We start from the raw sequence: 23937 nt of genomic DNA, 5'->3' as shown, positions 1-23937 counted from the left end.
GGCACGCTACGCCTGTCGCCCGGCGGGCCGTCAGGCGGCATGCGGAGCATGCCGGTCCATCCCTTCGCGAAGTGCCCCGGCGCGTTGGACCCCCTCCCCGCGCGACCCCAAATAGCGTCCAGTAGGGTTTGGTCCGCATAAACATCCACACCTATCTGCCCGCGCCAGGGCCGACCGACCAGCTGACGGCCGGGCACCCGGACGCGTGGGCGAGACTCTCGGGAAGGCGCTACGTGAGTCCCAACGGCTCCGACCGCTCGTCGCGGCGCCCGGTGCGGCGGAAGCTGCCGCAGGCGCTGGCCGCGGCGCTGGTCCTTGTGACCGCCACCGGTTGTGAATACCCCCGCCTTGGCATGCCCAGCCCCGCTACGGAACAAGCACCCCGGATCCTGGCGCTCTGGCAGGGCTCCTGGGCCGCCGCGCTGGCGACCGGTGTGCTCGTCTGGGGTTTGATCATCTGGAGTGTGATCTTCCACCGGCGAAGCCGGACGAAGGTCGAGGTTCCTCCGCAGACCCGGTACAACATGCCCATCGAGGCGCTGTACACCGTGGTCCCGATCATCATCATCGCGGTGTTCTTCTACTTCACCGCGCGTGACGAATCCAAGATTCTGGCGACCTCCGCAAAGCCGGACCACGTGGTGAACGTGGTCGGCATGCAGTGGAGCTGGGCGTTCAATTACGTCGAGGACGTGAACGGCAACGGGACCACCCCCGCGGTGGCTCCCCCGGAGCTGGCCTCGATCCCCGCCGACAAGCTGCTGTTCCCGGTGGGCGCCAACGGCGTCTACGACTTCGGCACTCCCGCGTCGAAGAACCAGGACACCGGCAACCCCGGCCCGACGCTCTGGCTGCCGAAGGGCGAGACGGTGCGGTTCGTCCTCACCTCGCGCGACGTCATCCACTCGTTCTGGGTGGTGCCGTTCCTCATGAAGATGGACGTCATCCCCGGCCACACCAACGTCTTCGAGGTGACCCCGAGCAAGGAGGGCACCTTCCTGGGCAAGTGCGCGGAACTGTGCGGCATGGACCACTCCCGGATGCTCTTCAACGTGAAGGTCGTCTCCCCGGAGCAGTACAAGCAGCACTTGCAGGATCTGGCGAAGAAGGGCCAGACCGGTTACCTCCCGGCGGGCATTGCCACCACGGGCAACGCCAAGAATGCGGAGCCCAAGACCACATGAGCATTCTCAACGACCCCCACCAGGGCACGGCCGCCATCGGCGAGTCGTACGAGGACGAGTTGCCGGTGAAGCGGGCACAGCCCGGCGCCGTGGTCATCAAGTGGCTCACCACCACCGACCACAAGACGATCGGGACGATGTACCTGATCACCTCGTTCTTCTTCTTCATCCTCGGCGGCATCATGGCGCTGCTCATGCGCGCCGAACTGGCTCGCCCGGGCACCCAGATCATGTCGAACGAGCAGTTCAACCAGGCGTTCACGATGCACGGCACCGTGATGCTGCTGATGTTCGCGACGCCGCTCTTCGCGGGCTTCGCGAACTGGATCATGCCGCTGCAGATCGGCGCGCCCGACGTGGCGTTCCCGCGGCTGAACATGTTCGCCTACTGGCTCTACCTGTTCGGCTCGCTGATCGCGGTGGCCGGCTTCCTGACGCCGGCGGGCGCGGCCGACTTCGGCTGGTTCGCGTACTCCCCGCTGTCGGACGCCGTCCGCTCGCCGGGTGTCGGCGCCGACATGTGGATCATGGGTCTGGCCTTCTCCGGCTTCGGCACGATCCTCGGTTCGGTCAACTTCATCACCACGATCATCTGCATGCGCGCACCCGGCATGACGATGTTCCGCATGCCGATCTTCGTCTGGAACGTCCTGCTGACCGGTGTTCTGGTCCTGCTGGCCTTCCCGGTGCTGGCCGCCGCGCTGTTCGCCCTGGAGGCCGACCGGAAGTTCGGGGCGCACGTCTTCGATTCCGCGAACGGCGGGGCGTTGCTGTGGCAACACCTCTTCTGGTTCTTCGGCCATCCAGAGGTGTACATCATCGCGTTGCCGTTCTTCGGCATCATCAGCGAAGTGATCCCGGTGTTCAGCCGCAAGCCGATGTTCGGCTACGTCGGCCTGATCGGCGCGACGATCTCCATCGCCGGCCTGTCGGTCACCGTCTGGGCGCACCACATGTACGTCACCGGCGGTGTGCTGCTGCCGTTCTTCTCGTTCATGACGTTCCTCATCGCGGTCCCGACCGGTGTGAAGTTCTTCAACTGGATCGGCACGATGTGGAAGGGGTCACTGAGTTTCGAGACCCCGATGCTGTGGGCCGTCGGCTTCCTGATCACCTTCGCCTTCGGTGGTCTGACCGGTGTGATCCTGGCGGCGCCGCCGCTGGACTTCCACGTCTCGGACTCGTACTTCGTGGTGGCGCACTTCCACTACGTGATCTTCGGCACCGTGGTCTTCGCGATGTTCTCCGGCTTCCACTTCTGGTGGCCGAAGTTCACCGGCAAGATGCTGGACGAGCGACTCGGCAAGATCACCTTCTGGACGCTCTTCTTCGGCTTCCACGGCACGTTCCTGATCCAGCACTGGCTGGGCGTCGAGGGCATGCCGCGCCGTTACGCGGACTATCTGGCGGCCGACGGATTCACCACGCTGAACACCATCTCCACCATCAGTTCGTTCCTGCTCGGACTGTCGATGCTGCCGTTCTTCTACAACGTGTGGAAGACCGCGAAGTACGGCAAGAAGATCGAGGTCGACGACCCGTGGGGCTACGGCCGTTCCCTCGAATGGGCGACCTCCTGCCCGCCGCCGCGGCACAATTTCCTCACGCTGCCGCGTATCCGGTCCGAGTCGCCGGCGTTCGACCTGCACCACCCGGAGATCGCCGCTCTGGAGCTGGAGCACAGCCTCAGCAGTGACCGCGGCGCCCTCGTCGGCGGCGACGACCACAAGGAGGAGCAGCTGTGAGGGTCCAAGGCAAGATGTTCCTCGGCCTGGCGGTCTTCATCCTCGCCTCGGCCATCGTCTACGGCTACTGGTCCAGGGAACCCGCGGGCACCACGGCCCTGTTCCTGGCCTTCGGCCTCAGCGTGATGATCGGGTTCTACCTGGCCTTCACCGCCCGCCGGGCGGACACCGGAGCCCAGGACAACGAGAACGCGGAGGTGGCGGACGACGCCGGCGAGGTGGGCTTCTTCAGCCCGCACAGCTGGCAGCCGCTCTCGCTCGCCGTCGGTGGCGCGCTGGCGTTCCTCGGTGTGATCTTCGGCTGGTGGCTGCTGTACTGCTCCCTCCCGGTGCTCTTCGTCGGCCTGTACGGCTGGGTGTTCGAGTACTACCGCGGTGAGAACCAGACGCAGTAGGACCCCGGGGGAGACCGCCGGAAGTACACGGGCTGGGCCCGGACACCGTCACGGTGTCCGGGCCCAGCCCGTTCGCATGCGCTCAACGCGCCGATTCGGGCGATTCTTCATACCTTGTGACCATGAGTCACTCTTCCCGACGCCGGACGGCGATGCGATACGCACTTCTCGTGACCCCCCTGGCGGTGGGGCTGAGCTCCTGTGGCGGTGACGGCGGGGACCCGCTGGCCGCCCCTCCCTACGACGCGAGCGGCGAGGTCTCGTACAGCCTCGACGACGGCGGCAAGGTCGATCCGAACAAGCCCCTGGAGGTCACCGCCAAGGAGGGCAGCCGGATAACCGACGTCACGGCGACGGACGCCGCAGGACGCTACGTGCGGGGTGAACTCGCCCCGGACGGCATACGTTGGCACAGCACCGCCCCGCTGGCCGCAGGAGCCCACTACACGGTGCGGGTGAGCACCGAGGACGAGGACGGGCGTCCCGGCCGTAAGACCATCGGCTTCGACACGACGGCCGCCGACAAGCTGCTGCGGGTCAGCTTCGGCCCCGACGCCGGCACCTACGGTGTCGGCCAACCCGTGACCGCCGAGCTGACCCTGCCCGTCAAGGACCCCGCCGCGCGCGCCAAGGTCGAGCAGAACCTGCAGGTCACCGCCACTCCTGAGGCCGCCGCAGGCTCCTGGTACTGGGTGGACGACCGCACCCTGCACTACCGCCCGGAGACCTTCTGGCCCGCCCACGCGAAGATCGAGGTCCGCAGCACCCTGGACGGCGTGCGCATCAAGGACAGCCTCTACGGCGGGGCCTCCAAGCCGCTGTCTCTGACGACCGGCGACCGCGTCGAGGCGATAACGGACTCCGGCTCGCACGAGATGACGTTCAAGCGCAACGGCAGCGTCGTCCGGACCATACCCGTCACCACCGGCAAGCCCGGCTTCTCCACCCGCAACGGCGTCAAGGTCGTCCTGGGCAAGGAGGAGTTCGTCCGGATGCAGAGCGAGAGCATAGGCATAGCCGCCGGCAGCTCCGAGGGGTACGACCTGCCCGTGTACTGGGCCACGCGGGTGACATGGAGCGGCGAGTACGTGCACGCCGCGCCCTGGTCGGTGGGCTCACAGGGCGCCGACAACGTCAGCCACGGCTGCACCGGGATGAGCACCGAGAACGCCCACTGGTTCTTCGACCAGGTGCGCAAGGGCGACGTCGTCCAGGTCGTCAACAGCGCGGGCGCGACCATGACTCCGTTCGACAACGGCTTCGGCGACTGGAACCTGAAGTGGACCGACTGGAAGAAGGGCAGCGCGCTGGGCAGCGCGGGCAAGGCGGCGGCGGTGCAGAACACCGCCGCCCCGGCCCGGCTCCGTCCCGAGGTGTAGCCACCGGGATCGGGCTGCCGCGCGGGCCGGGGCCGGACAGGGCCTTCCTACGCGGACGCGGTCGCCGCGAGGCGCTTGCGCAGCAGCCCGGCCAGAGCCTGCGCGAGCGCCACCGGGTCGACGGGGTGGGTCACCGCCGCGTCCGCCCGGCTCCAGGTGGCCAGCCAGGCGTCCTGCGGCCGCCCGATCAGCACCAGTACCGGCGGAGCCTGGAAGATCTCGTCCTTGACCTGCCGGCACACCCCCATGCCCCCCGCGGGAGCCGTCTCACCGTCGAAGACGCAGGCGTCGATACCGCCCCGTTCCAACTCCGTGAGGACGGCCGGCAGTGTCGCGCACTCCAGGAATTCGACCGGCGGCAGGTCGGGCGCCGGCCTGCGCCCGACGGCGAGCCGGACCTGCTCCCGGGTGTTCGCGTCGTCGCTGTAGACCAGCACCGTGGCAGTCGCCCGCATCGTGCCTCCTGATCGTCGAGGATTCGTCGTCGAGTCCGTCGTCAAGTGGCTCGGATGCTACTCCCGTGAACAGCTCCGCGAGGAGCCTTCGGACCAGGACAAGATCCGTCCGATGCTCCGTCATCCCTCCTTCGAGGGACGGCTTCGGTAGGCCACGCGGGTCTCCTGCAGGGCCGGACACACCGAATGGCACCCCCCGGAGTGAGCGCGAGATAAGGGACCGACATAATGTCGGACGTGGCGACAGCAACAGCAGTAGATACCGGGCACGCGCACCCGTCGGTCAACCGGCCGAACCTCACCAGCGTCGGAACCATCATCTGGCTGAGTTCCGAGCTGATGTTCTTCGCGGCCCTCTTCGCGATGTACTTCACCCTTCGCTCGGTGACGGGTGCCGAGTTCTGGAAGGAACACGCGTCGGCGTTGAACGTTCCGTTCTCGGCGACGAACACCACGATCCTCGTGCTCTCCTCCCTCACCTGCCAGCTCGGCGTGTTCGCCGCCGAGCGCGGCGACGTGAAGAAGCTCCGCGCGTGGTTCATGCTCACGTTCGTGATGGGCGCGATCTTCATCGGCGGCCAGATCTTCGAGTACACCGCACTGGTCAGGGACGACGGCCTCTCGCTGTCGTCCGACCCGTACGGATCGGTGTTCTACCTCACGACCGGCTTCCACGGGATGCACGTGACAGGTGGTCTGATCGCGTTCCTGCTGGTCCTGGGCAGAACGTACGCGGCCAAGAGGTTCACTCACGAGCAGGCCACGGCGGCCATCGTCGTGTCCTACTACTGGCACTTCGTCGATGTCGTCTGGATCGGCCTCTTCGCCACGATCTACCTGATCAAGTAACCGGCGGCCCGGCCACGGGCCGGAACGACGCTCAGACAGACACAGCCAGAAGCATCGACACAGATCCTGACCGGGGTAATCCGTGAAAAAGCTCTCCGCACGACGGCGCCATCCGCTGGCGGCGCTTGTCGTCCTACTCCTCGCGCTCGCGGCCACCGGGGGGCTCTACGCCGCGTTCGCGCCGGCGCAGAAGGCGCAGGCCGACGACACAGCGCAGTCCCTCGCGATCGAAGAGGGCAAGAAGCTGTACGCCGTCGGCTGCTCCAGCTGCCACGGCACGTCCGGCCAGGGAAGTAAGAACGACGGCCCGAGCCTGGTGGGCGTCGGCGCCGCAGCCGTCGACTTCCAGTTGGGCACCGGCCGTATGCCGGCCCAGCAGCCGGGATCGCAGATCCCGAAGAAGAAGGTCATCTACACGCAGGCCCAGATCGACCAGCTCGCCGCGTACATCGCTTCGCTCGGCCCGGGTCCTTCGGTGCCCACCAAGGAGCAGTACAGCCCGGACGGCGCGGACGCCGCCAGGGGCGGGGAGCTGTTCCGGACGAACTGCGCGCAGTGCCACAACTTCACAGGCAAGGGCGGTGCGTTGACGAACGGCAAGTACGCGCCCAGCCTGGAGAACGTGGACCCCAAGCACATCTACGAGGCCATGCAGACCGGCCCGCAGAGCATGCCGTCGTTCCCCGACGGCACCATGCCGTCGGACGCGAAGGCGGACATCATCGCCTACCTCGAAGCGGTGAACGGCGAAGACACCCCCAGCCCCGGTGGCCTTGAGCTCGGAGGCATCGGACCGGTGTCGGAGGGTCTGTTCGCCTGGATCTTCGGCCTCGGAGCCATGATCGCTGTCGCCATCTGGGTTGCGGCCCGGACCACGAAGGCCAAGAAGTCATGAGTCAGGACATGTCAGAGTCAGAAGAGAACCTGCCGAGTGAGCTGTCACCGGCTCACGGGGGCCATGAGCCGGTCGTCCGCGGAGAGAACGCCTTCGCCGACCCCGGTCTGCCGCCCCACGAGCACCGCCGTCAGGACATCGACGAGCGTGCCGCGAAGAGCTCGGAACGCACCATCGCGTTCCTCTTCCTCCTGTCGATGCTGTCCACGATCGGCTTCATCGCCTGTTTCGTGGTCTTCCCCGTCGACAAGATCATCTACGTTTGGCCGTTCGGTCACGTCAGTGCGCTGAACTTCTCGCTCGGCCTGACTCTGGGCCTCGCCCTCTTCTGCATCGGCGCCGGCGCGGTCCACTGGGCCCGCACGCTGATGTCCGACGAGGAGAGCGCCTCGGAGCGGCACCCGATCGAGGCCGAGCCCGAGGTCAAGGCACAGGTGCTGGCCGACTTCGCACAGGGTGCGAAGGAGAGCGGCTTCGGCCGTCGGAAGCTGATCCGCAACACGATGTTCGGCGCGCTGGCCCTGGTGCCGCTGTCGGGCGTGGTGCTCCTGCGCGATCTGGGACCGCTGCCGGGGGACAAGCTCCGCCACACCCTGTGGTCCAAGGGCAAGGTGCTGGTCAACCAGAACACCAACAAGCCGCTCCGGCCCGAGGACGTCGTCGTAGGCTCGCTCACCTTCGCCCTTCCCGAGGGACTGGAAGAGGATCAGGCGCGCTTCCAGAGGGAGATCGCCAAGGCTGCCCTGATGATCGTCCGGCTCGAGCCCGAGGACATCAAGGACAAGCAGGAGCGCGACTGGGGCCATGAGGGCATCGTCGCGTTCTCCAAGATCTGCACGCACGTCGGCTGCCCGATCAGCCTGTACGAGCAGCAGACGCACCACGTACTGTGCCCATGCCACCAGTCGACGTTCGACCTGTCCGACGGCGCCCGGGTCATTTTCGGTCCTGCCGGCCACGCTCTTCCGCAGCTGCGGATCAGCGTGAACGAGGAGGGCAACCTCATCGCCCTCGGAGACTTCGCGGAGCCCGTCGGCCCGAGCTTCTGGGAGCGCGGATGAGTACCACTGCTGAAAACCCGCAGCGCCGGGGCAAAGCACCCGCCGGCGAGCGGGTCGCGGACTGGGCCGATGGCCGTTTGGGCATCTACGGCCTGGCCAAGGCGAACATGCGCAAGATCTTCCCGGACCACTGGTCCTTCATGCTCGGGGAGATCTGCCTCTACACCTTCATCATCCTCATCCTCACGGGTGTGTATCTGACGCTGTTCTTCCACCCGAGCATGAACGAGGTCGTCTACGAGGGCCCCTACGCCCCGTTGCAGGGCCAGCGCATGTCCGAGGCGTTCGCCTCGACGATGCACATCAGCTTCGAGGTGCGCGGCGGGCTGCTGGTCCGCCAGATCCACCACTGGTCCGCGCTGATCTTCGTGGCCGCGATGCTCGTGCACATGATGCGCGTGTTCTTCACGGGCGCGTTCCGCAAGCCCCGCGAGGTCAACTGGGTCTTCGGCTTCCTGCTGCTGGTCCTCGGCATGTTCACCGGGTTCACCGGCTACTCGCTGCCGGACGACCTGCTGTCGGGTACCGGTGTCCGGTTCATGGACGGCGCGGTGCTCTCCATGCCGGTCGTGGGCACGTACCTGTCGTTCTTCATGTTCGGCGGGCAGTTCCCCGGCACCGACTTCGTCCCGCGCTTCTACTCGGTGCACATCCTGCTGCTGCCGGGCATCATGGCCGGCCTGCTGGTGGCCCACCTGATCCTGGTCTTCTACCACAAGCACACCCAGTTCCCGGGTGCGGGCAAGACGGAGAAGAACGTCGTCGGCATGCCGTTGCTGCCGGTGTACATGGCGAAGGCGGGCGGCTTCTTCTTCCTGGTCTTCGGCGTCATCGCGGCGGTCTCCTCGCTCGCGTCGATCAACCCGATCTGGGCGATGGGCCCCTACCGGCCGGACCAGGTGTCCACCGGCGCGCAGCCCGACTGGTACATGGGCTTCTCCGAGGGCCTGATCCGTGTCATGCCGGGCTGGGAGATCAACGCGTGGGGCCACACCCTGGCCCTGGGTGTGTTCATCCCGCTGATGATCTTCCCGCTGGTGCTCGTCGCGATCGCGGTCTACCCGTTCGTCGAGTCCTGGGTCACCGGGGACAAGCGGGAGCACCACCTGCTGGACCGGCCGCGCAACCACCCGGTCCGCACCGGCTTCGGTGCGGCCTGGCTGAGCTGGTACGGCATCCTGCTCGTCGGCGGCGGCAACGACCTCTGGGCGACGCACTTCCACCTGTCGCTCAACCAGATCACCTGGGTCGTGCGCATCGGGTTCTTCGTGCTCCCCGTGCTCGTGTTCATCGCGACCAAGCGGATCTGCCTCGGCCTCCAGCGCCGCGACCGCGACAAGGTCCTGCACGGTCGCGAGACCGGCACGATCAAGCGGCTGCCGCACGGTGAGTTCATCGAGGTGCACGAACCGCTCTCCCAGGAGGCGCTGCACACGCTCACCGCTCACGACCAGCCGAAGCCGCTCGAAACCGGCCCCGAGGTCGACGAGAACGGTGTGGAGCGCAAGGTCGGCGCGATCACGAAGCTGCGCACCAAGCTGTCGCAGGGCTTCTACGGCGAGGGCAGCCAGATTCCCAAGCCGACCGTCGAGGAGCATGCGGAGATCACCAGCGGCCACGGCCACCACTGATCCCCGCCTGACCCCCCGCGCGGGCTGAAGGCAACGGCGAAGGGCCCCGTCCATGACATGGACGTGGCCCTTCGCCGTGCCCGGCCCCCGATAGGCTGGGGACGCAGTAGCTACCCGACCACCAGGAGTGTGGACCATGAGCGTTGTGACCCCGGCAGGCGGCGACAGCTCGGCGGCCAACTCGTGGCCGGGCGTACTCAACCCGCTGCTGCGCGGCCATGACCTTACGGCCGACGACACCGCCTGGGCGATGGACCAGATCATGAGCGGTGAGGCCACCGACGCCCAGATCGCCGGTTTCGCCGTCGCGCTGCGCGCCAAGGGCGAGACCATCGACGAGGTGTCGGGCCTGGTCCGGTCGATGTACGCGCACGCCAACATCATCGAGGTGCCGGGCGCCACGGTGGACATCGTCGGCACCGGCGGCGACCTCGCGAAGACCGTGAACATCTCCACCATGTCGGCGCTGGTCGTGGCGGGCACCGGCGCCAAGGTCGTCAAGCACGGCAACCGCGCCGCGTCGTCCCAGAGCGGCTCGTCCGACGTGCTGGAGAAGCTCGGCGTCAATCTCGAACTCACCCCGCAGCGGGTCGCGGAGGTCGCCGAGGAAGCGGGCATCACGTTCTGCTTCGCGGTGAAGTTCCACCCCGCGCTGCGGTACGCGGCCAAGGCCCGCAGGGAGCTCGGCGCCCAGACCACGTTCAACTTCCTCGGCCCGCTCACCAATCCGGCCCGGGTACGGGCCCAGGCCACCGGGGTCGCCGACGCGCGGATGGCGCCGATCATGGCGGGCGTGCTGGCCGAGCGCGGCTCGTCCGCGCTGGTGTTCCGCGGTGACGACGGGTTGGACGAGCTGACCACCACCGCGACCTCCCAGGTGTGGGTGGTCCGGGACGGCAAGGTCGACCAGGTCGCGTTCGACCCGCGGGACGTCGGGATCCCGCTGGTCCCCGTCGAGGCCCTGCGCGGCGCCGACGCCTCGTACAACGCCGAGGTCGCCCGCCGGCTGCTGGCCGGCGAGCGCGGCCCGGTCCGCGACGCGGTCCTCCTCAACGCCGCCGCCGCCCTGGTGGCCCTCGAACCCGGCTCCGCCACCCTGGAGGTCCAGATCGCCGAGGGCATCAACCGCGCCGCCGAGGCCGTGGACTCGGGCGCGGCCAGGATCGCGCTGGAACGCTGGGTCGCGGCGAGCAACGCGTAACGCCCTTCCGGCGGATCATGAACGGCTCCTTCCCGGCCTTCGGCGGGGGGGAGCCGTGCCGAGGCTCCCCCCCCGGCCTCCGGCCGGGGGGGACCTCACGCAGCGGACGGCGCCCGGACGCCCATGGTTGGCCGGACGGGCCCCGGCACCCGTCCGGCCGATCCCTGCCCGCCGCTCGACCGGTGATTCTCCGCGGGACCGGGACGAGGCGGGCCGGTCCTGGTGGCGGATTTCCCCTCCGGCCCGTCCGGAGGACGACCCGTACGGGCGTCCGCATTGCGGAATCCGCCTTGCCGTCGGGCGGACAACTGGCATACTTCTCGTCAGGTCACGAGTGACAGCGATTTGGCCCTGGCTTGCTGTCCGGCAACCCTCCGTCCGTGGCGGGGTGCCCCAGGTGATGACCGGGCCGTAGGCGAGGTGTCTGCGGCAAGCGCGGGCCCCTTCGCGACTGCTTCCGGGGTCCTGGTCCCTGAGGAGCTCCGTCATGTCCGTGCACCCCGTTTCCCCCTGCGCCCCCGGTTCCGTGGCCACCGCTCCCCTCGAGGTGCTCGGCCGTGACGTCCTGGTCCCGCTGGTGACCGGCGGCGAGGTCACCTACGCCGCCCTGGACTACGCGGCCAGCGCGCCCGCGCTGCAGCGGGTGTGGGACGACGTGGCCGCGTACGCGCCGTACTACGGCAGCGTGCACCGCGGCGCCGGGTACCTCTCCCAGCTCTCCACCGACCTGTTCGAGCAGAGCCGGGCGACCGTGGCCGACTTCCTGGGCTGCCGGGACGGCGACCAGGTGGTCTTCACCCGCTCGACGACCGACTCCCTCAACCTGCTGGCCTCGGTGCTCCCGGCCGGTACCCAGGTCTTCGTCTTCGAGACCGAGCACCACGCGTCGCTGCTGCCGTGGCGAGACGCGCAGGTCACGTACCTGAGCGCGCCCCGCACCCCCGAGCAGGCCGTCGCCTCGCTGGAGGCGGCGCTCGCGCACCGCGACCCCAACGGCCCCGCGCTGGTCTGCGTGACCGGCGCCTCGAACGTCACCGGCGAGATCTGGCCGGTCCGCGAGCTGGCCGACGCGGCGCACGCGCACGGCGCCCGGATCGTGCTCGACGCCGCGCAGCTCGCCCCGCACCACCCGGTGGACATCGCCGAACTCGACGTGGACTGGGTGGCGTTCTCCGGGCACAAGCTCTACGCCCCGTTCGGCTCCGGCGTGCTGGCCGGCCGGGCGGACTGGCTGCGGGAGGCCGAACCGTACCTGGCGGGCGGCGGCGCGAGCCGCAAGGTCGCACGGCGGGCCGACGGCGGGGTGGACGTCGAGTGGCACTCGACCGCGGCCCGGCACGAGGCCGGATCGCCCAACGTCATCGGCGTGTACTCGATCGCCTCGGCCTGCCGGGCGCTGTCCGAGGCGGGCTTCGACTCGCTCGTCGAGCGGGAGCAGGGCCTGGTCACCCGGGTCCGCGCGGGACTGGCCGAGGTGCCGCAGGTCAGGGTGTTGTCGCTGTTCGGCGACGACGCCCCCCGGGTCGGCGTCATCTCGTTCGTCGTGGACGGCTGGAACAGCTCGCACTTCGCCGCCGCGCTGTCCGCCGAGTACGGCATCGGGGTGCGCGACGGCCTCTTCTGCGCCCACCCGCTGGTCCGCACGCTGCTGGGCAGCGAGCCCACCGAGCCGGGCGAGTGCGGATCCCCGGAGACCGAGCCGGGGGAGAAGTCGCTCAACGCGATTCGTGTGAGCTTCGGGGCGGGTACGCCCGACGAGCACGTGGAGCGCTTCCTGAGCGCCGTCACCGAACTCGTCAGGGACGGCGCCAAGTGGAACTACCGCACCGAGGACGGGCGCTGCGTGCCCGCCCGCGACTGAGCGGTCGCGGGAACAGGGCCGGGCCCAGCGGACGCCCGGCCGGTCGCGTCAGCCTTCGAGGCCGATCGCGAAGGCCGCCTCCAGGTCGTGCTGGGAGTACGTGCGGAACGCGACGTGGGTGTCGGTGGCCTCGACGCCGGGGATCTTGCTGATCCGGCCCGGGATGACGTCCGCGAGGTCGTCGTGCCGGGAGACCCGGACCATGGCGACCAGGTCGTACGTCCCGGTCACCGAGTAGACCTCGCTGACGCTGTCCAGGGCGGCGATCGCCTCGGCGATCTCGGGGATCCGGTCGACGCTGGTCTTGATGAGCACGATCGCGGTGATCACGGCTGTAGGTCTCCTTGGGTCGCCCTGGCTGCGGTCTCCAGCTTAGGGCTTCGCCGGAAGCACACCCAGGTGGCCAGGAAGCCGAAGACGAAGCCGACCACATGGGCCAGATAGGCGACCCCCGGCCCCGACTGGCTGGTCCGGGCGGCCAGCCACTGCAGCGCGAACCAGAAGCCGAGGACCATCCAGGCCGGGAAGCGCAGCGGGACGAAGAAGAGGAACGGGAACAGGCTCGTCACCCGCGCCCTGGGATAGAGCCAGAGATACGCGCCGAGCGCCCCGGAGATCGCGCCGGAGGCGCCGACCAGTGTCTGCGGGGAGTCGGTGTGGGCGAGCGCGAAGCCGTACGTGGCGAGGTATCCGGCGGCCAGAAAGAACAGCAGATACCGGAAGCGGCCCATGCGGCTCTCGACGTTGTCGCCGAAGACGTACAAAAACAGCATGTTGCCGATCAAATGCAGCCAACTTCCATGGACGAACATCGCGGTGAGCACCGACAGAAACGGCGTTTTGGTGAAGGCGCGCGGTGTCGGGCAGCCGGCGGGAAGGCCCAGCCGGTCCAGCGGCAGCTGCCCGTGGAACAGCTCGGCGGGGATGACTCCCCAGCGGTCGAAATAGACCGCCTGGGCACACCGGAGCTGGTCACCCGAGCCGTAGGAGGGGTTGAACCCCGAGATCGGGCCGAGCAGGAACACCACGACGCAGAGCGCGATCAGGGAGTACGTCACCACGGGAGTGCGGCGGACCGGGTTCTTGTCGTAGACCGGGATGACCATGTACCGATCATGACGGAACGGGTGTATCGGTCAGGGGGTGCCTCGCCGCAGCGCCGGCCGCCGTGGAGGCCGTAGGGTAACCGGAACGCGCGCGTACGCCACGTGCCGACCCCGAAAGTCCTGAAAGAGGTGTCCGTCCGATGCCGGTTCCCCTGCCGACCGCGACGACCCGGTGGCGCTGCACGCTGTGCGGCAACCTGACCCGGTTCGATGTCACGCGATCGACGAAGGTCGTCGAGTACATCCACCTCGACCTCGCCGGTGAGGCGAAGGTCGAGGAGACCGAGGTGCTCAGCGAGACCGTGGAGTCGGTGCGCTGCCGCTGGTGCAACGCGGCGGACCAGGTGGAGCTGGTCGACCGGCCCAGTGCCGGGGCCGAGGCGGCCGCCGCAGCGGAAGCGGACTCGACGCAGGGTTGACCCTGTACGGCGACAATGGACTTGTACGGCGGCGGCCAGAGGGATCGAAGGGGGCCGGGGAGGCGCCGACAGCACTGGACGGGAGTGACTGGTGGATGGGACCGGCGGGCACCCGCAGGCCGAGAGCAGCGGCGCCGACGAGGCCGCCGAGCCGGCCCTGGACCGACCGCTGCCCGAAGGTGTGCGGCACCGGGTCGTGACGATAGCCGCTGATGCCTTCGGCGGCCTCACGCTCGCCGAACTGCCCTCCCCGCTGCGGCCCTACGCTCGGTTCACCCCGTCGCGGCGCGCCAAGTTCGCGGCGACCGCTCTGGCGACCGCCCTGGAGACCGATCCCGCCTTCCGGCAGAAGATCGCCGCCCGGCTGCGCGAGTCCCAGCCGGAACTGGCCGAGGCGCTGGAGGCGGGCACCCCGCCGCCCGCCGCGGACCCGCTCGACGTGGCCGCGGCCGCCTATCTGCTGCGCCCGGCCGGCTGGGCCAAGATCGTCGCGACCGCAGGCGAGGAGGCGCAGCGCGCCCTGGCCGAACGGGCCGACGGCGAGACCACCCGCGAACTGCAGCAGCTCAGGGACGAGCTGGCCGAATTCCAGCTCCAGGCCCGGGACGAGGCCGCCCGCGGCCGCGGCGAGCTGGAGGCGGCCCGCAAGGAGATCGACTCGACGCAGCGCAGGCTGCGCAGCGCGATCAGCGACATGAAGCGTGCCGAGGCGGCGCTGCGCAAGGTGGAGGCCGAGCTGGAGGACGTCCGGGCAGCGGCCGCCGCGGACAAGGCCGCCGCCGACAACGAGGCGCGCCGGCTGAAGACCCGGGTCACCGAGGCCGAGGCCGCCGTCGAGGCGGGCCGCAGGTCCGTGCGCGAGGGCCGCAGCGCCGAGGGTGTTCGGCTGCGGCTGCTGCTGGACACCGTGCTGGACGCGGCCACCGGGCTCCGCCGTGAGCTGGCGCTGCCGCCGCGCGACACCATGGGCGTCCGGCCGGCCGACACCGTGGAAGCGGTGGCCCCCGGCACGATCAGTCCCAAGGACATCGCGCAACGCGCCCTGTCCGAGAACGACCCTGCCCTGCTCGACCAGTTGCTGGCCCTCCCGCAGGCGCACCTGGTGATCGACGGCTACAACGTCACCAAGACCGGTTATCCGTCCCTGCCGTTGGAGAAGCAGCGGCTGCGGCTGCTCGGCGGCCTCGCGGTGCTGGCCGCGCAGAGCGGCGCCGAGGTCACCTGCGTCTTCGACGGGGCCGACCTGGACGCCCCGGTGCTGCTGGCGCCGCCGCGCGGAGTGCGGGTGATGTTCAGCAAGGCGGGGGAGACCGCTGACGAATTGATCCGGCGCCTGGTGCGGGCGGAGCCGCCGGGGCGGGTCGTCGTGGTGGTCTCCGCGGACCGTGAGGTGGCCGACGGAGTCGCCAAGGCCGGTGCGCGGCCCGTCGCTTCGACGCTGCTCCTCAAGCGGCTCGCGCGCGGCTGAGCCCTGCCGGGGCGGCACGGTCCGATGTGTCCGGAGCATCGTGGTCGAGCCCGGTCGTGGCTTTGGTGCTTCGGTGTGCCGTTATGGGCGTTTGTCCTCAACTCAGCGTCAGACGGCCACTACTGCACGTTCGGTGGTCGTAAAGAAAACATGTTGCGATCGAAGTTTTACCTACAAGGATTTGAACCGATCACAGGAAGGTCACTAAGGTCGGGGCTCGAACCTCCGCGCCGTTGATCAAGCCGCACCGCGAACTCCGTGGAACCAGCGGCCGAACGATCCGGCGCAGGGGGGACCGCCGACCAACCGGGTAGGCGGCTGAAGGAAGAAGGAGCTCGCCTTCGTGGCGTCCCACCGTCGTCCCAAGCCGACAAGCCGCATGCGGGTGACCGTCCTCACCGCAACCGCTGCCGCAGCCGTCGCCCTCACGTCCCAGGCCGCGAACGCCGCCCCCGCCAAGCCCGACATCAAGGACGTCAAGTCCCAGGTCGACAAGTTGTACGACGAGGCGGAGCAGGCCACCGAGAAGTACAACGGTGCCCAGGCGCAGCAGACCAAGCTGCAGAAGGAGGTCGGCGACCTCCAGGACCAGGTGGCGCGCGAGCAGGGCACGCTCAACACCCTCCGCGAGGGTCTCGGCGCGATGGCCAGCGCCCAGTACCGCACCGGCGGCATCGACCCGACGCTCCAGCTCTTCCTGTCGACGGACCCGGACACCTACCTGTCCAAGGCGTCCACGATGGACCAGGTGAGCTCCCAGCAGGCCGGCGCGCTCAAGGAGATCCAGGAAGCCAAGCGCATCCTGGACCAGCAGCGCGCCCAGGCGACCACCAAGATGGCCGAGCTGGAGAGCGCCCGCACCGAGCTCGGCAAGCAGAAGGACGCGACCAAGAGCAAGCTCGCCGCGGCCCAGAAGCTGCTCAACTCGCTGACCGCGCAGCAGCGTGCCGCCCTCGCGGACCAGGACTCCCGCGCGAACCGCTCCAACGAGCGGCCCAACCTGGGTGACGTCCCCCCGCCCTCGCAGCGGGCCGCCGCCGCGTTCGCCGCCGCGCAGAGCAAGATCGGCAAGCCGTACAGCTGGTCCGCGACCGGCCCCAACAGCTTCGACTGCTCCGGCCTCACCATGTGGTCCTACGCGCAGGCCGGCGTCAACATACCCCGGATGTCCCAGGACCAGGCCAACTACGGCACCCGCCTGACGATGAGCCAGCTGGCCCCCGGCGACCTGGTCATCTTCTTCGGCGACCACCACCACGTCGGCTTCTACGCCGGCAACGGCATGGTGCTGCACGCTCCCAAGCCGGGTGCGTACGTGCGCTACGAGGCGATCGGCAACATGCCGTTCCAGTTCGGCGTACGGATCTGATCCGGTTCGGAATCCGGTCCGGACCCTTCGCGGTCCGGTCCGGCGTACCGGTCCGAGTGGGTTCGGCGGCCGGTGCCGTGGTTCATTCGGGTGATATCGGAGGGTGACCGCTGACGGCCGAGCGGCAGTGACCTGGGCATCGAGAAGGACGCCCGTCCGCCGCGGCCGCACCGTTTTTGAACTCGGCGTGATCGTCTGACTACTGTCACAGCCGTGGCAACACATCGGCGGTCCCCGCAGCCCGGCTTCACCCGCACCTCCCGCGTCACCGTGCTCTCCGCGGCGGCCGCCGCGGCGGCGCTCTCCGGGGGCGCGGCGGCGCAGGTCGCGGCAGCCGACCCGGCGGGTACCGCGACCGACACGTCCTCCCGGGTGGACCGGCTCTACCAGCAGGCCGAGCAGGCCACCGAGCAGTACAACGCGGCGCAGGAGCGCGCCACCCGGCTGCGGCACGAGGTGGAAACCCTGCAGGACCAGGCCGCCCGGGGCCAGGAGCGCGTCAACCGGATGCGGGACGATCTCGGCGCGATCGCCGGAGCCCAGTACCGCAGCGGCGGCATCGATCCGACGATGGCCCTCATGCTCTCCTCCGACCCCGACAGCTACCTCGACCGGGCCGAGGCGCTGGACCGGATCACCGCCCACCAGGCCGCCGCCCTGGCGCAACTGCAGGAAGCACAGCGGTCGTTGGAGCAGAAGCGGTCGTTGGCGGCGGCGAAGCTCGCCGACCTGGAACACGCCAGGTCCACGATGAAGGATCGCAAGCGCAGCGTGCAGGGCAAACTCGGCGCGGCGCAGCGGCTGCTCAACGAACTGCCGGCCGCCCAGCGCGCCGGGTTCGTCCGCGGTCTGGACGACCGGGCCTCGCGCTCCGGCCGTGCCGCACCCGACATGCCGGATCTGCCGGCCTCCTCGTCCCGCGCCGCGATCGCCGTCGCCGCCGCCCGCGCGGCGATCGGCTCGCCCTATGTGTGGGGCAGCACCGGGCCGTCGTCCTTCGACTGCTCCGGCCTCATGCAGTACGCCTACCGGAAGGCGGGGGTGTCGCTGCCGCGGACCTCGCAGGAGCAGAAGCACGCCGGACACCGGGTCCCGCTGGACCAGGCCCGCCCCGGCGACCTGGTGATCTACCGGGACAACGCGAGCCATGTGGGGATGTACGTCGGCGGCGGCCGGGTGGTGCACGCGCCGTACCCGGGCGCGCGGGTGCGGTACGACCCGGTCGACATGATGCCGATCTCCGCGGTCACGCGGCCCTGACCGGGCCGGCCCCGCTGCCGGGCTGATCCGGCGTCCGGGGCGGCGCCCGTACGATCGGGCGTATGGCGGCAGCGCGCACGCGACCCGGGACCGCCGCGCCCTGGTGCGCGGCGGTTCTCGCCGTGCTGACTGTGCTGGCGCTGCTCACGGGATGCGGGGGTGGCAGGACCGGCGCCGAGGTCGTCCCCGCCGGTCCCGGCGTTCCCGCCGTCCAGTCCCTGCTCGACCGGCACGCGGCGGCTGTGCTGCACCATGACGAGACGGCGTTCCTGGCGGATGTCGCGGACGCCCCGGCCGTCGATCCGGGTTTCCGGGAACGGCAGCGGCAGGTGTTCCGGAACCTGGCGCAGGTGCCGCTCGACGCGTGGTCGTACCGGGTGGTGAGCGTCGACGCCGGCGGCGGCCAGGACCGGGCGCGGGCGACGGTCCGGGTGGGCTACCGGTTGACCGGGTACGACACCGCCGAGGTGACCTCGGACGCCGATCTGACGCTCCTGCGGCGCGGCGGCCGCTGGTACGTGGCTGGAGACCGGCACGACGTCCAGCAGCTGTGGGACCAGGGCCCGGTGCGGGTGGTGCGCGGAGCGCACAGCCTCGTGCTCGGGACGGACGGCCCCGCGGTGCTGCGGGCCTACGCCGACGGCGCCGACCGCGCGGTGCCCGCGGTACGGCGGGCCTGGGGGACCGGCTGGAGCGGCCGCGTCGTCGTCGAAGTGCCGTCCTCGCTGGCGCGGATGGCCGCGCTGCTGCACGCGGCACCCGCGACCTACCGCGGTATCGCCGCCGTCACCACCGGCGAGCTCGGCGGTTCCTCCGGTGCCCCGGCCGACCGCGTGATCATCAACCCCGAGGCGTTCGGGGAGCTTTCCGCCTTCGGCCGCCAGGTCGTCCTCACCCACGAGACGACCCATGTCGCGACCCGCGCCGCCACCACCGCGGCCACCCCGCTGTGGCTCTCCGAGGGCTTCGCCGACTGGGTCGGCTACCGCGGCACCGGCCGCACCGCCCGCCAGGACGCACCCGAACTGAGCCGCGACGTGGCCGCGGGGAAGGTACCGCGGAATCTGCCGTCCGATGCCGACTTCGGCACGATGACCAGCGGTCTGGCGCAGGCGTACGAAGGAGCCTGGCTCGCGTGCCGGCTGATCGCCGGTGAATGGGGCGACGCGAAACTCACCGCGCTGTACCGGGCCGTCGCCACCGGCGGCTCCCTCGACACGCGGCTGCGCGCGGTGCTCGGGACCGGCCTCGACGACTTCACCGCGCGCTGGCGCGCCTATGTACAGCGGGAGTTGGCATGACGACGGGCGGGACGGGTGAGACGGATGAGATGGGTGAGATGGGTGAGATGGGTGGGGATGACGGGTCGGACGATGCGGACTTCACCCCTGCGGAGGTCGAGCGGGGACGGGCGCTGCGCCGCGGGCAGTGGCCGCCCGCCCTCGCCGGCCGGCTGGCCTCCCTGCTGCTCCTGCTCGCCCTCGGCCTGACCCCGGCCGGCGCCGGCCTCGTCGGTCTGTTCGGCGACTCCTGGGCCGCGCGGATCGTCGGTGGCGGGCTCGCCCTGGTGCTGCTGCGGCAGCTCGTCGCGCTGCCCTTCGCCGCCCGGGTGCGGATCGTACGGGCCCGGTTCGGGCTCGTCACCCAGGGCTGGGGCGGCTGGGCGGTGGACGTGCTGCGTGGGCTGCTCGTCTCCGTACCGCTCGCGCTCGGCGCGCTCTTCGCCGTCTACGCGCTCGCCGGGACCACCTCCCGGTGGTGGATCTGGACGGCGCTCGGCGCGGCCGCCGTCACCGTCGCGCTCTCGTGGCTGGCCCCGGTCGTCTTCGAACCGCTCTTCAACCGCTTCACCCCGATGGAGCCGGGTTCGCTGCGCGACGCGCTCCTCGATCTGGCGGCACGCGACGGGATCGCCGTCCGCGACGTCCTGGTCGCCGACGCCTCCCGGCGCACCACCGCGCTCAACGCGTACGTCTCCGGCTTCGGCCGGACGCGGCGGATCGTCGCCTACGACACGCTCCTGACGACCGCCGAGCCGCGCGAGGTGGAGCTCGTGGTGGCACACGAGCTGGGCCATGTGAAGCACCGGGACGTGGCGCGGGGCACGGTGCTCGGCGCGGTGGGGGCGGCGGTCGGCGTCTGCGCGCTGGCCGCCCTGCTGAGCCGGCAGTCGCTTCTCGACCTCGCGGGCGTGCCCCGTTTCTCCGACCCGCGGTCGATGATGCTGCTCGCGGCGGTGGCTGCGGTGGGGTCGACGGTGGCGGGACCGTTCGGGTGCGCGCTGAGCCGGCGGGTGGAGCGCCGCGCCGACGCGCACGCGCTGCGTCTCACCGGGGATCCGGCGGGCTTCATCGCGATGCAGCGCCGGCTGGCGGTCGCGAACATCGCGGACCCCGAACCGCCGCGCCTGCTCCATGTGCTGTTCGGAACGCATCCGACGTCGGCCGAACGGATCGCCGCCGCGCGGCTCACGACGTGAGTTCCCCGATGGCTGCCGCCAGCCAGGCCTTCTCGGCGGTGCCGGTGGCGCGGGCGACGGTGAGCATCCCGCGGCGGAAGATGTCACCCGCCTCCTCCGCCCGCACCGGCTTGCCGTCGGCGTAGAAGAAGCTGGCGGGTTGCTGGAGGAAGTCCAGACGCCGTTGGAGGACAGCGGCCTGGGCCGCGGGGTCCTCGAGGTGGCGGAGGAAGGCGAGGAAGGTGTTGAAGCGGGTCGAGTCGGTGATCTCGACCTGTTTGGGGTCGCGGAGACGGGCGCGCAGGCGGTCGCGCCCGGCGGGGGTAAGGGAGAGCACACGGCGCGGGGCGGCGCCCGTGCCGGGTTCGGTGTGCTGGTCGAGCAGGCCCGCCGCCGTGAGGCGGTTGATGGCGGGATAGAGAGCGCCGTCGCTGACCGGGCGGACATGGCCGCTCAGGCCGGTGATGCGCTCCTTGAGCTCGTAGCCGTGCAGCGGCTCCTCGTGGAGGAAGCCCAGGATCGTCAGTTCCAGCACCGTCTTGTTCCGTCCTTGCGGCGTCTCGTTCTTCCATGATACCTCTAATCGAGATACCTCGAATCGAGGTACTGGCGAAGGGGGCTCGTATGACACGCGGTCGGTTGGTCTCGCTTGCTGTCCCGGTCTACTTCGAGCTGCTGGCCGGGGTCGTCGCGGGGATCATCGACATGCTCTGGGTGGCCCGGCTCGGTGGGGCGGCGGTCGCGGCGGTGGCGGTCGCGACCAGTGCGGAGAACGTGCTGCTCGGCGTGATCATGATGGCGGCGTCCGGGACGACGGTGCTGGTCGCCCACGCGGCGGGAGCCCGCGACCCGGGCGCGGTACGGTCGGCGGTCCGCGGCGGGTGGGCGCTGTTCGCGCTGATCACGCCGGTCGTCACGATCGGCGGTTGGCTGTTCAGGGAGCCGCTCGCCCGGCTGGTGCTCGGCGGGCACGACGGGACCGTGTTGGGGCTGACCGTCGGGTACTTCGCGGTCTCGCTGCCCGGCGTCGCGGTCTTCTTCGCGCAGAACGTCCTCGACGGCATTCTGAAAGGGGCCGGCGACACCCGCACACCCATGCGGTTGAGCTTCCTGGGCAACGGGCTGATCCTGGTGCTCGATCCGCTGCTCATCCACGGTCTGTTGGGCCTGCCCGCGCTGGGGGTCCAGGGCGCCGCGCTGGCCACCGTCGCCGGCCGGGCCGTCGCGCTGGCCGTCGGGGTCGCCGCGCTGCGGCGCAACAGGCTGCTACGGGAGGCCGCGCAGGCGGATCCGGCGCACGGGACGGCCGCGGCGCTGCGCCGTACCGCGGCCACCGGGCTGCCGATGTCGGGCGACTTCCTGGTCAGGATGGCCGGTTCGCTGGCGATGGTGGCGATCGTGGCCCGGCTCGGGGTGAGTTCGGTGGCCGCCTACGGGATCGCCACCAAGGCGATGTACGTGGCGACGATGGCGTTCTACGCGGTGCGCCAGGCCGCTTCGATCCACACGGCACACTCGCTGGGCGGCGGGCGTGACCGGCGGGTCGCGATCGGGCGGCAGGCGGTGCTGGTGGGCGGCGCGCTCGGGGTGGGCGCGGCGTCGGTGCTGCTCGTGGCGGCGCCCTGGGTGATGCGGGCGTTCGGCGCGGAGGGGGAGGTGGCGGCCGCCGGGGCGTTGTTCCTGCGGTGCCTGGGGCCGTACCTGGTCCTGCTGGCGTGCTTCATCGCGCTCGGCGGGGTGTTCCAGGGCAGCGGCGGGAGCCGGCTGCTGGTGCGGGTCACGCTGGTCGGGGTCGCGTGCCAACTGCCGCTCGCGTACGCGCTGTCGGGGCTGGGGCTGCCCGGGATCTGCCTGGCGATGGGGGTGAGCGCCGCGCTGCAGTGCGCGGCGGTGGCGGGGTTGTTCCTGCGGCTGGGGCGTCAGCGGGAGGTGACCGCGGGGGTGAGGAGTGCGGCGGTGCGCTGACGGGGGAGCGGATCGCGGACGGCGGACGTCCACAGCCGGCGGCAGGCCGTCAGCGAGGCGACGGCCAGCGTGCCGTTGCGCAGCACGAGCAGGGTGATGCCGAGCCAGTCGCTGGCGACCACATGGGAGAACAGGAGCGGGAACTCGACGAGGGTGAGACCGGTCGCGACCAGCACCAGGACGGCCGGTACCCGCTGCACGCTGGCCCGCAGCGTCATGCACAGCGCGGCCGTCGCGACCAGCCAGAGCAGGTACTGCGGACTGATGACCCGGCTGGTCGTGATGAACAGCAGCACCGCGGTGAAGGCCGCGTCGTACGGTGTCGCGGCCGTGAAGCACCGGGCCCGCAGCCGCCACAGCAGCAGCCAGCAGAGCGCGGCGCCGGTGAGCGCCAGCGCGGCGGCGCCGGCCACGCCGACGAACGGGCCGAGGAACTCCACCGAGCCGAAGTTGAGCAGCACCTGGCCCTGCCAGCCGAAGTGCCGGGCCAGATGGAAGGGGAGCGCGCCGAGCGACTCGACCTCGGTGCCGCGCTCGCGCTGGAAGGTCAGGAAGGCGAACGCGCCCGGCATCGTCGCGACGAACAGCAGCGCGGTGAGGGCGGCGGCGGACACGGCGGCGGTCGCCGCCCGCCGGGTGGTCCGGCCGGTCGGGGCACCGATCAGCAGCAGCAGCGGCCACACCTTGAGCATCGCGCCGAGCCCGGCGAGCACCCCCGCCGCCCGGGGGCGGCGGGCCAGCGCCAGCATCGACGCCACCGCCACCGCCGAGACGACCAGGTCGTAGCGCGCGTACGCCGTCGGCCCCAGCAGCGCCACCCCTGCCACCCAGACCCAGGCCCCGGTGAGCCGCCGCCCCGCGCCCCGGCCGGCCCGCAGCAGGGCCGCGAACACGGCGGCGTCGGCGACGCACACCAGGCAGCAGAAGGCCGCCGTATAGCCCAGGAACGGCAGCAGCGCCGGGGAGAGCACGACGAGCGCGGCGGCCGGCGGATACTGCCAGGTCACGTCGTCCAGCGGGAAGGTGCCGGTGCGCAGGATCTGGTACCAGCCCTGGTAGATCACGGACACGTCGGTCGTGACATCGGGGCCTGGAAGCGTGACGACGTGGAAGACGCACAGCAGCAGCACGCCGCGGGTCGCCGCCCACGCGAGAACGGCGAGGTTCCTGCTGCTGACGTGTGCGGTGCTCACGGGTGCATCATGCTGCCGGAGCGGGCGGAGGGGGCCCGCGACG

General features: G+C 70.4%; 22 protein-coding genes and 1 riboswitch. Of the genes, 17 read left to right on the top strand and 5 right to left on the bottom strand.

Translation table 11 applies throughout. The features are described from left to right. The first annotated feature begins 233 nt into the window (after positions 1-233). The 4 genes from ctaC (at position 234) to AC07DC_RS27055 (ending at position 4703) form a co-directional block, all read left to right on the top strand. Positions 234-1184, top strand: a complete 951-nt coding sequence (gene ctaC / locus AC07DC_RS27070; protein WP_478917136.1) for an aa3-type cytochrome oxidase subunit II — start codon at positions 234-236, stop codon at positions 1182-1184. Next, positions 1181-2929, top strand: a complete 1749-nt coding sequence (gene ctaD / locus AC07DC_RS27065; protein WP_478917082.1) for an aa3-type cytochrome oxidase subunit I — start codon at positions 1181-1183, stop codon at positions 2927-2929. Before ctaC ends, ctaD begins: the two co-directional genes overlap by 4 nt. Beyond that, positions 2926-3324 carry a cytochrome c oxidase subunit 4 gene (locus tag AC07DC_RS27060; RefSeq protein ID WP_478917081.1) on the top strand — a complete coding sequence of 133 codons (399 nt, stop codon included), beginning with the start codon at positions 2926-2928 and terminating at the stop codon, positions 3322-3324. Before ctaD ends, AC07DC_RS27060 begins: the two co-directional genes overlap by 4 nt. A 122-nt stretch (positions 3325-3446) precedes the next feature. Next, positions 3447-4703, top strand: coding sequence for a L,D-transpeptidase (locus AC07DC_RS27055; protein ID WP_478917080.1), 1257 nt, complete (start codon positions 3447-3449; stop codon positions 4701-4703). 47 nt (positions 4704-4750) lie between these two features. On the opposite strand, the gene AC07DC_RS27050 is transcribed toward AC07DC_RS27055, so the two are convergent. Beyond that, the gene (locus tag AC07DC_RS27050; RefSeq protein ID WP_478917079.1) at positions 4751-5158 is read right to left on the bottom strand and encodes a hypothetical protein; all 408 of its coding nucleotides are present in this window, start codon (positions 5156-5158) and stop codon (positions 4751-4753) included. 228 nt (positions 5159-5386) lie between these two features. Between AC07DC_RS27050 and ctaE the strand changes: the two genes are divergently transcribed. The 6 genes from ctaE (at position 5387) to AC07DC_RS27020 (ending at position 12656) form a co-directional block, all read left to right on the top strand. Next, positions 5387-6007 (top strand): aa3-type cytochrome oxidase subunit III, encoded by a 621-nt coding sequence (gene ctaE / locus AC07DC_RS27045; protein WP_478917078.1) that lies wholly within the window; start codon positions 5387-5389, stop codon positions 6005-6007. 82 nt (positions 6008-6089) lie between these two features. Continuing rightward, entirely contained in the window at positions 6090-6902 is an 813-nt protein-coding gene (gene qcrC, locus AC07DC_RS27040) for a cytochrome bc1 complex diheme cytochrome c subunit (protein ID WP_478917077.1), read from the top strand. Positions 6903-6910: 8 nt separating this feature from the next. Next, positions 6911-7963: a cytochrome bc1 complex Rieske iron-sulfur subunit gene (qcrA, locus tag AC07DC_RS27035; RefSeq protein ID WP_478917076.1), complete on the top strand. Its 1053-nt coding sequence runs from the start codon at positions 6911-6913 to the stop codon at positions 7961-7963. Beyond that, complete coding sequence (qcrB, locus tag AC07DC_RS27030) at positions 7960-9594, top strand: cytochrome bc1 complex cytochrome b subunit (RefSeq protein ID WP_478917075.1); 1635 nt, start codon at positions 7960-7962, stop codon at positions 9592-9594. Before qcrA ends, qcrB begins: the two co-directional genes overlap by 4 nt. A 136-nt stretch (positions 9595-9730) precedes the next feature. Next, positions 9731-10795, top strand: coding sequence for an anthranilate phosphoribosyltransferase (gene trpD / locus AC07DC_RS27025; RefSeq protein WP_478917074.1), 1065 nt, complete (start codon positions 9731-9733; stop codon positions 10793-10795). Between the two features lie 326 nt (positions 10796-11121). Further along, positions 11122-11237: riboswitch (SAM riboswitch) on the top strand. Positions 11238-11282: 45 nt separating this feature from the next. Beyond that, positions 11283-12656, top strand: coding sequence for an aminotransferase class V-fold PLP-dependent enzyme (locus AC07DC_RS27020; protein WP_478917073.1), 1374 nt, complete (start codon positions 11283-11285; stop codon positions 12654-12656). Positions 12657-12704: 48 nt separating this feature from the next. Here the strand turns inward: AC07DC_RS27020 and AC07DC_RS27015 are convergent, their stop codons facing one another. Both AC07DC_RS27015 and AC07DC_RS27010 read right to left on the bottom strand, forming a co-directional pair. Continuing rightward, a complete protein-coding gene (locus AC07DC_RS27015; protein ID WP_250975476.1) occupies positions 12705-12986 on the bottom strand; it encodes an Lrp/AsnC family transcriptional regulator in 282 nt (93 codons plus the stop codon). Further along, entirely contained in the window at positions 12983-13762 is a 780-nt protein-coding gene (locus AC07DC_RS27010; protein ID WP_478917072.1) for a rhomboid family intramembrane serine protease, read from the bottom strand. The genes AC07DC_RS27015 and AC07DC_RS27010 overlap by 4 nt, the downstream gene beginning before the upstream one ends. Positions 13763-13902: 140 nt before the next feature. On the opposite strand from AC07DC_RS27010, the gene AC07DC_RS27005 reads away from it, so the two are divergent. From AC07DC_RS27005 to AC07DC_RS26980, 6 genes are all read left to right on the top strand, one after another. Continuing rightward, positions 13903-14181, top strand: coding sequence for a hypothetical protein (locus AC07DC_RS27005; RefSeq protein WP_478917071.1), 279 nt, complete (start codon positions 13903-13905; stop codon positions 14179-14181). A 91-nt stretch (positions 14182-14272) separates the two neighbouring features. Continuing rightward, on the top strand, positions 14273-15649 hold the full coding sequence (locus AC07DC_RS27000; protein ID WP_478917070.1) for an NYN domain-containing protein: 1377 nt from the start codon (positions 14273-14275) through the stop codon (positions 15647-15649). A gap of 343 nt (positions 15650-15992) precedes the next feature. Next, a complete protein-coding gene (locus AC07DC_RS26995; RefSeq protein WP_478917069.1) occupies positions 15993-17018 on the top strand; it encodes an NlpC/P60 family protein in 1026 nt (341 codons plus the stop codon). Positions 17019-17231: 213 nt separating this feature from the next. Continuing rightward, positions 17232-18278: a C40 family peptidase gene (locus AC07DC_RS26990; protein ID WP_478917068.1), complete on the top strand. Its 1047-nt coding sequence runs from the start codon at positions 17232-17234 to the stop codon at positions 18276-18278. A gap of 62 nt (positions 18279-18340) precedes the next feature. Then, on the top strand, positions 18341-19579 hold the full coding sequence (locus tag AC07DC_RS26985; protein ID WP_478917067.1) for a hypothetical protein: 1239 nt from the start codon (positions 18341-18343) through the stop codon (positions 19577-19579). Further along, positions 19576-20757 (top strand): M48 family metallopeptidase, encoded by a 1182-nt coding sequence (locus AC07DC_RS26980; protein ID WP_478917066.1) that lies wholly within the window; start codon positions 19576-19578, stop codon positions 20755-20757. The genes AC07DC_RS26985 and AC07DC_RS26980 overlap by 4 nt, the downstream gene beginning before the upstream one ends. Here the strand turns inward: AC07DC_RS26980 and AC07DC_RS26975 are convergent. Continuing rightward, a complete protein-coding gene (locus tag AC07DC_RS26975) occupies positions 20747-21271 on the bottom strand; it encodes a PadR family transcriptional regulator (protein WP_478917065.1) in 525 nt (174 codons plus the stop codon). The genes AC07DC_RS26980 and AC07DC_RS26975 overlap by 11 nt on opposite strands. Before the next feature lie 89 nt (positions 21272-21360). Between AC07DC_RS26975 and AC07DC_RS26970 the strand changes: the two genes are divergently transcribed. Further along, positions 21361-22701, top strand: a complete 1341-nt coding sequence (locus AC07DC_RS26970) for an MATE family efflux transporter (RefSeq protein WP_478917064.1) — start codon at positions 21361-21363, stop codon at positions 22699-22701. Here the strand turns inward: AC07DC_RS26970 and AC07DC_RS26965 are convergent. Beyond that, on the bottom strand, positions 22656-23894 hold the full coding sequence (locus tag AC07DC_RS26965; RefSeq protein ID WP_478917063.1) for a glycosyltransferase 87 family protein: 1239 nt from the start codon (positions 23892-23894) through the stop codon (positions 22656-22658). The two genes, AC07DC_RS26970 and AC07DC_RS26965, sit on opposite strands and share 46 nt — an antisense overlap. Between the last annotated feature and the right edge of the window lie 43 nt (positions 23895-23937).

The sequence above is a fragment of the Streptomyces sp. NPDC045021 genome (assembly GCF_056432645.1).
Note: the sequence above shows the minus strand (reverse complement) of the source record. Positions and strands in the feature narration are given on the sequence as shown.

Excerpts from the sequence above, each read along its gene's own strand:
- ctaD (WP_478917082.1), top strand. The coding sequence starts at position 1,181 with ATGAGCATTCTCAACGACCCCCACCAGGGCACGGCCGCCATCGGCGAG.
- AC07DC_RS27055 (WP_478917080.1), top strand. The coding sequence starts at position 3,447 with ATGAGTCACTCTTCCCGACGCCGGACGGCGATGCGATACGCACTTCTC.
- AC07DC_RS27050 (WP_478917079.1), bottom strand. The coding sequence starts at position 5,158 with ATGCGGGCGACTGCCACGGTGCTGGTCTACAGCGACGACGCGAACACC.
- ctaE (WP_478917078.1), top strand. The coding sequence starts at position 5,387 with ATGTCGGACGTGGCGACAGCAACAGCAGTAGATACCGGGCACGCGCAC.
- qcrA (WP_478917076.1), top strand. The coding sequence starts at position 6,911 with ATGTCAGAGTCAGAAGAGAACCTGCCGAGTGAGCTGTCACCGGCTCAC.
- qcrB (WP_478917075.1), top strand. The coding sequence starts at position 7,960 with ATGAGTACCACTGCTGAAAACCCGCAGCGCCGGGGCAAAGCACCCGCC.
- trpD (WP_478917074.1), top strand. The coding sequence starts at position 9,731 with ATGAGCGTTGTGACCCCGGCAGGCGGCGACAGCTCGGCGGCCAACTCG.
- AC07DC_RS27020 (WP_478917073.1), top strand. The coding sequence starts at position 11,283 with ATGTCCGTGCACCCCGTTTCCCCCTGCGCCCCCGGTTCCGTGGCCACC.
- AC07DC_RS27010 (WP_478917072.1), bottom strand. The coding sequence starts at position 13,762 with ATGGTCATCCCGGTCTACGACAAGAACCCGGTCCGCCGCACTCCCGTG.
- AC07DC_RS27005 (WP_478917071.1), top strand. The coding sequence starts at position 13,903 with ATGCCGGTTCCCCTGCCGACCGCGACGACCCGGTGGCGCTGCACGCTG.
- AC07DC_RS26985 (WP_478917067.1), top strand. The coding sequence starts at position 18,341 with ATGGCGGCAGCGCGCACGCGACCCGGGACCGCCGCGCCCTGGTGCGCG.
- AC07DC_RS26980 (WP_478917066.1), top strand. The coding sequence starts at position 19,576 with ATGACGACGGGCGGGACGGGTGAGACGGATGAGATGGGTGAGATGGGT.
- AC07DC_RS26970 (WP_478917064.1), top strand. The coding sequence starts at position 21,361 with ATGACACGCGGTCGGTTGGTCTCGCTTGCTGTCCCGGTCTACTTCGAG.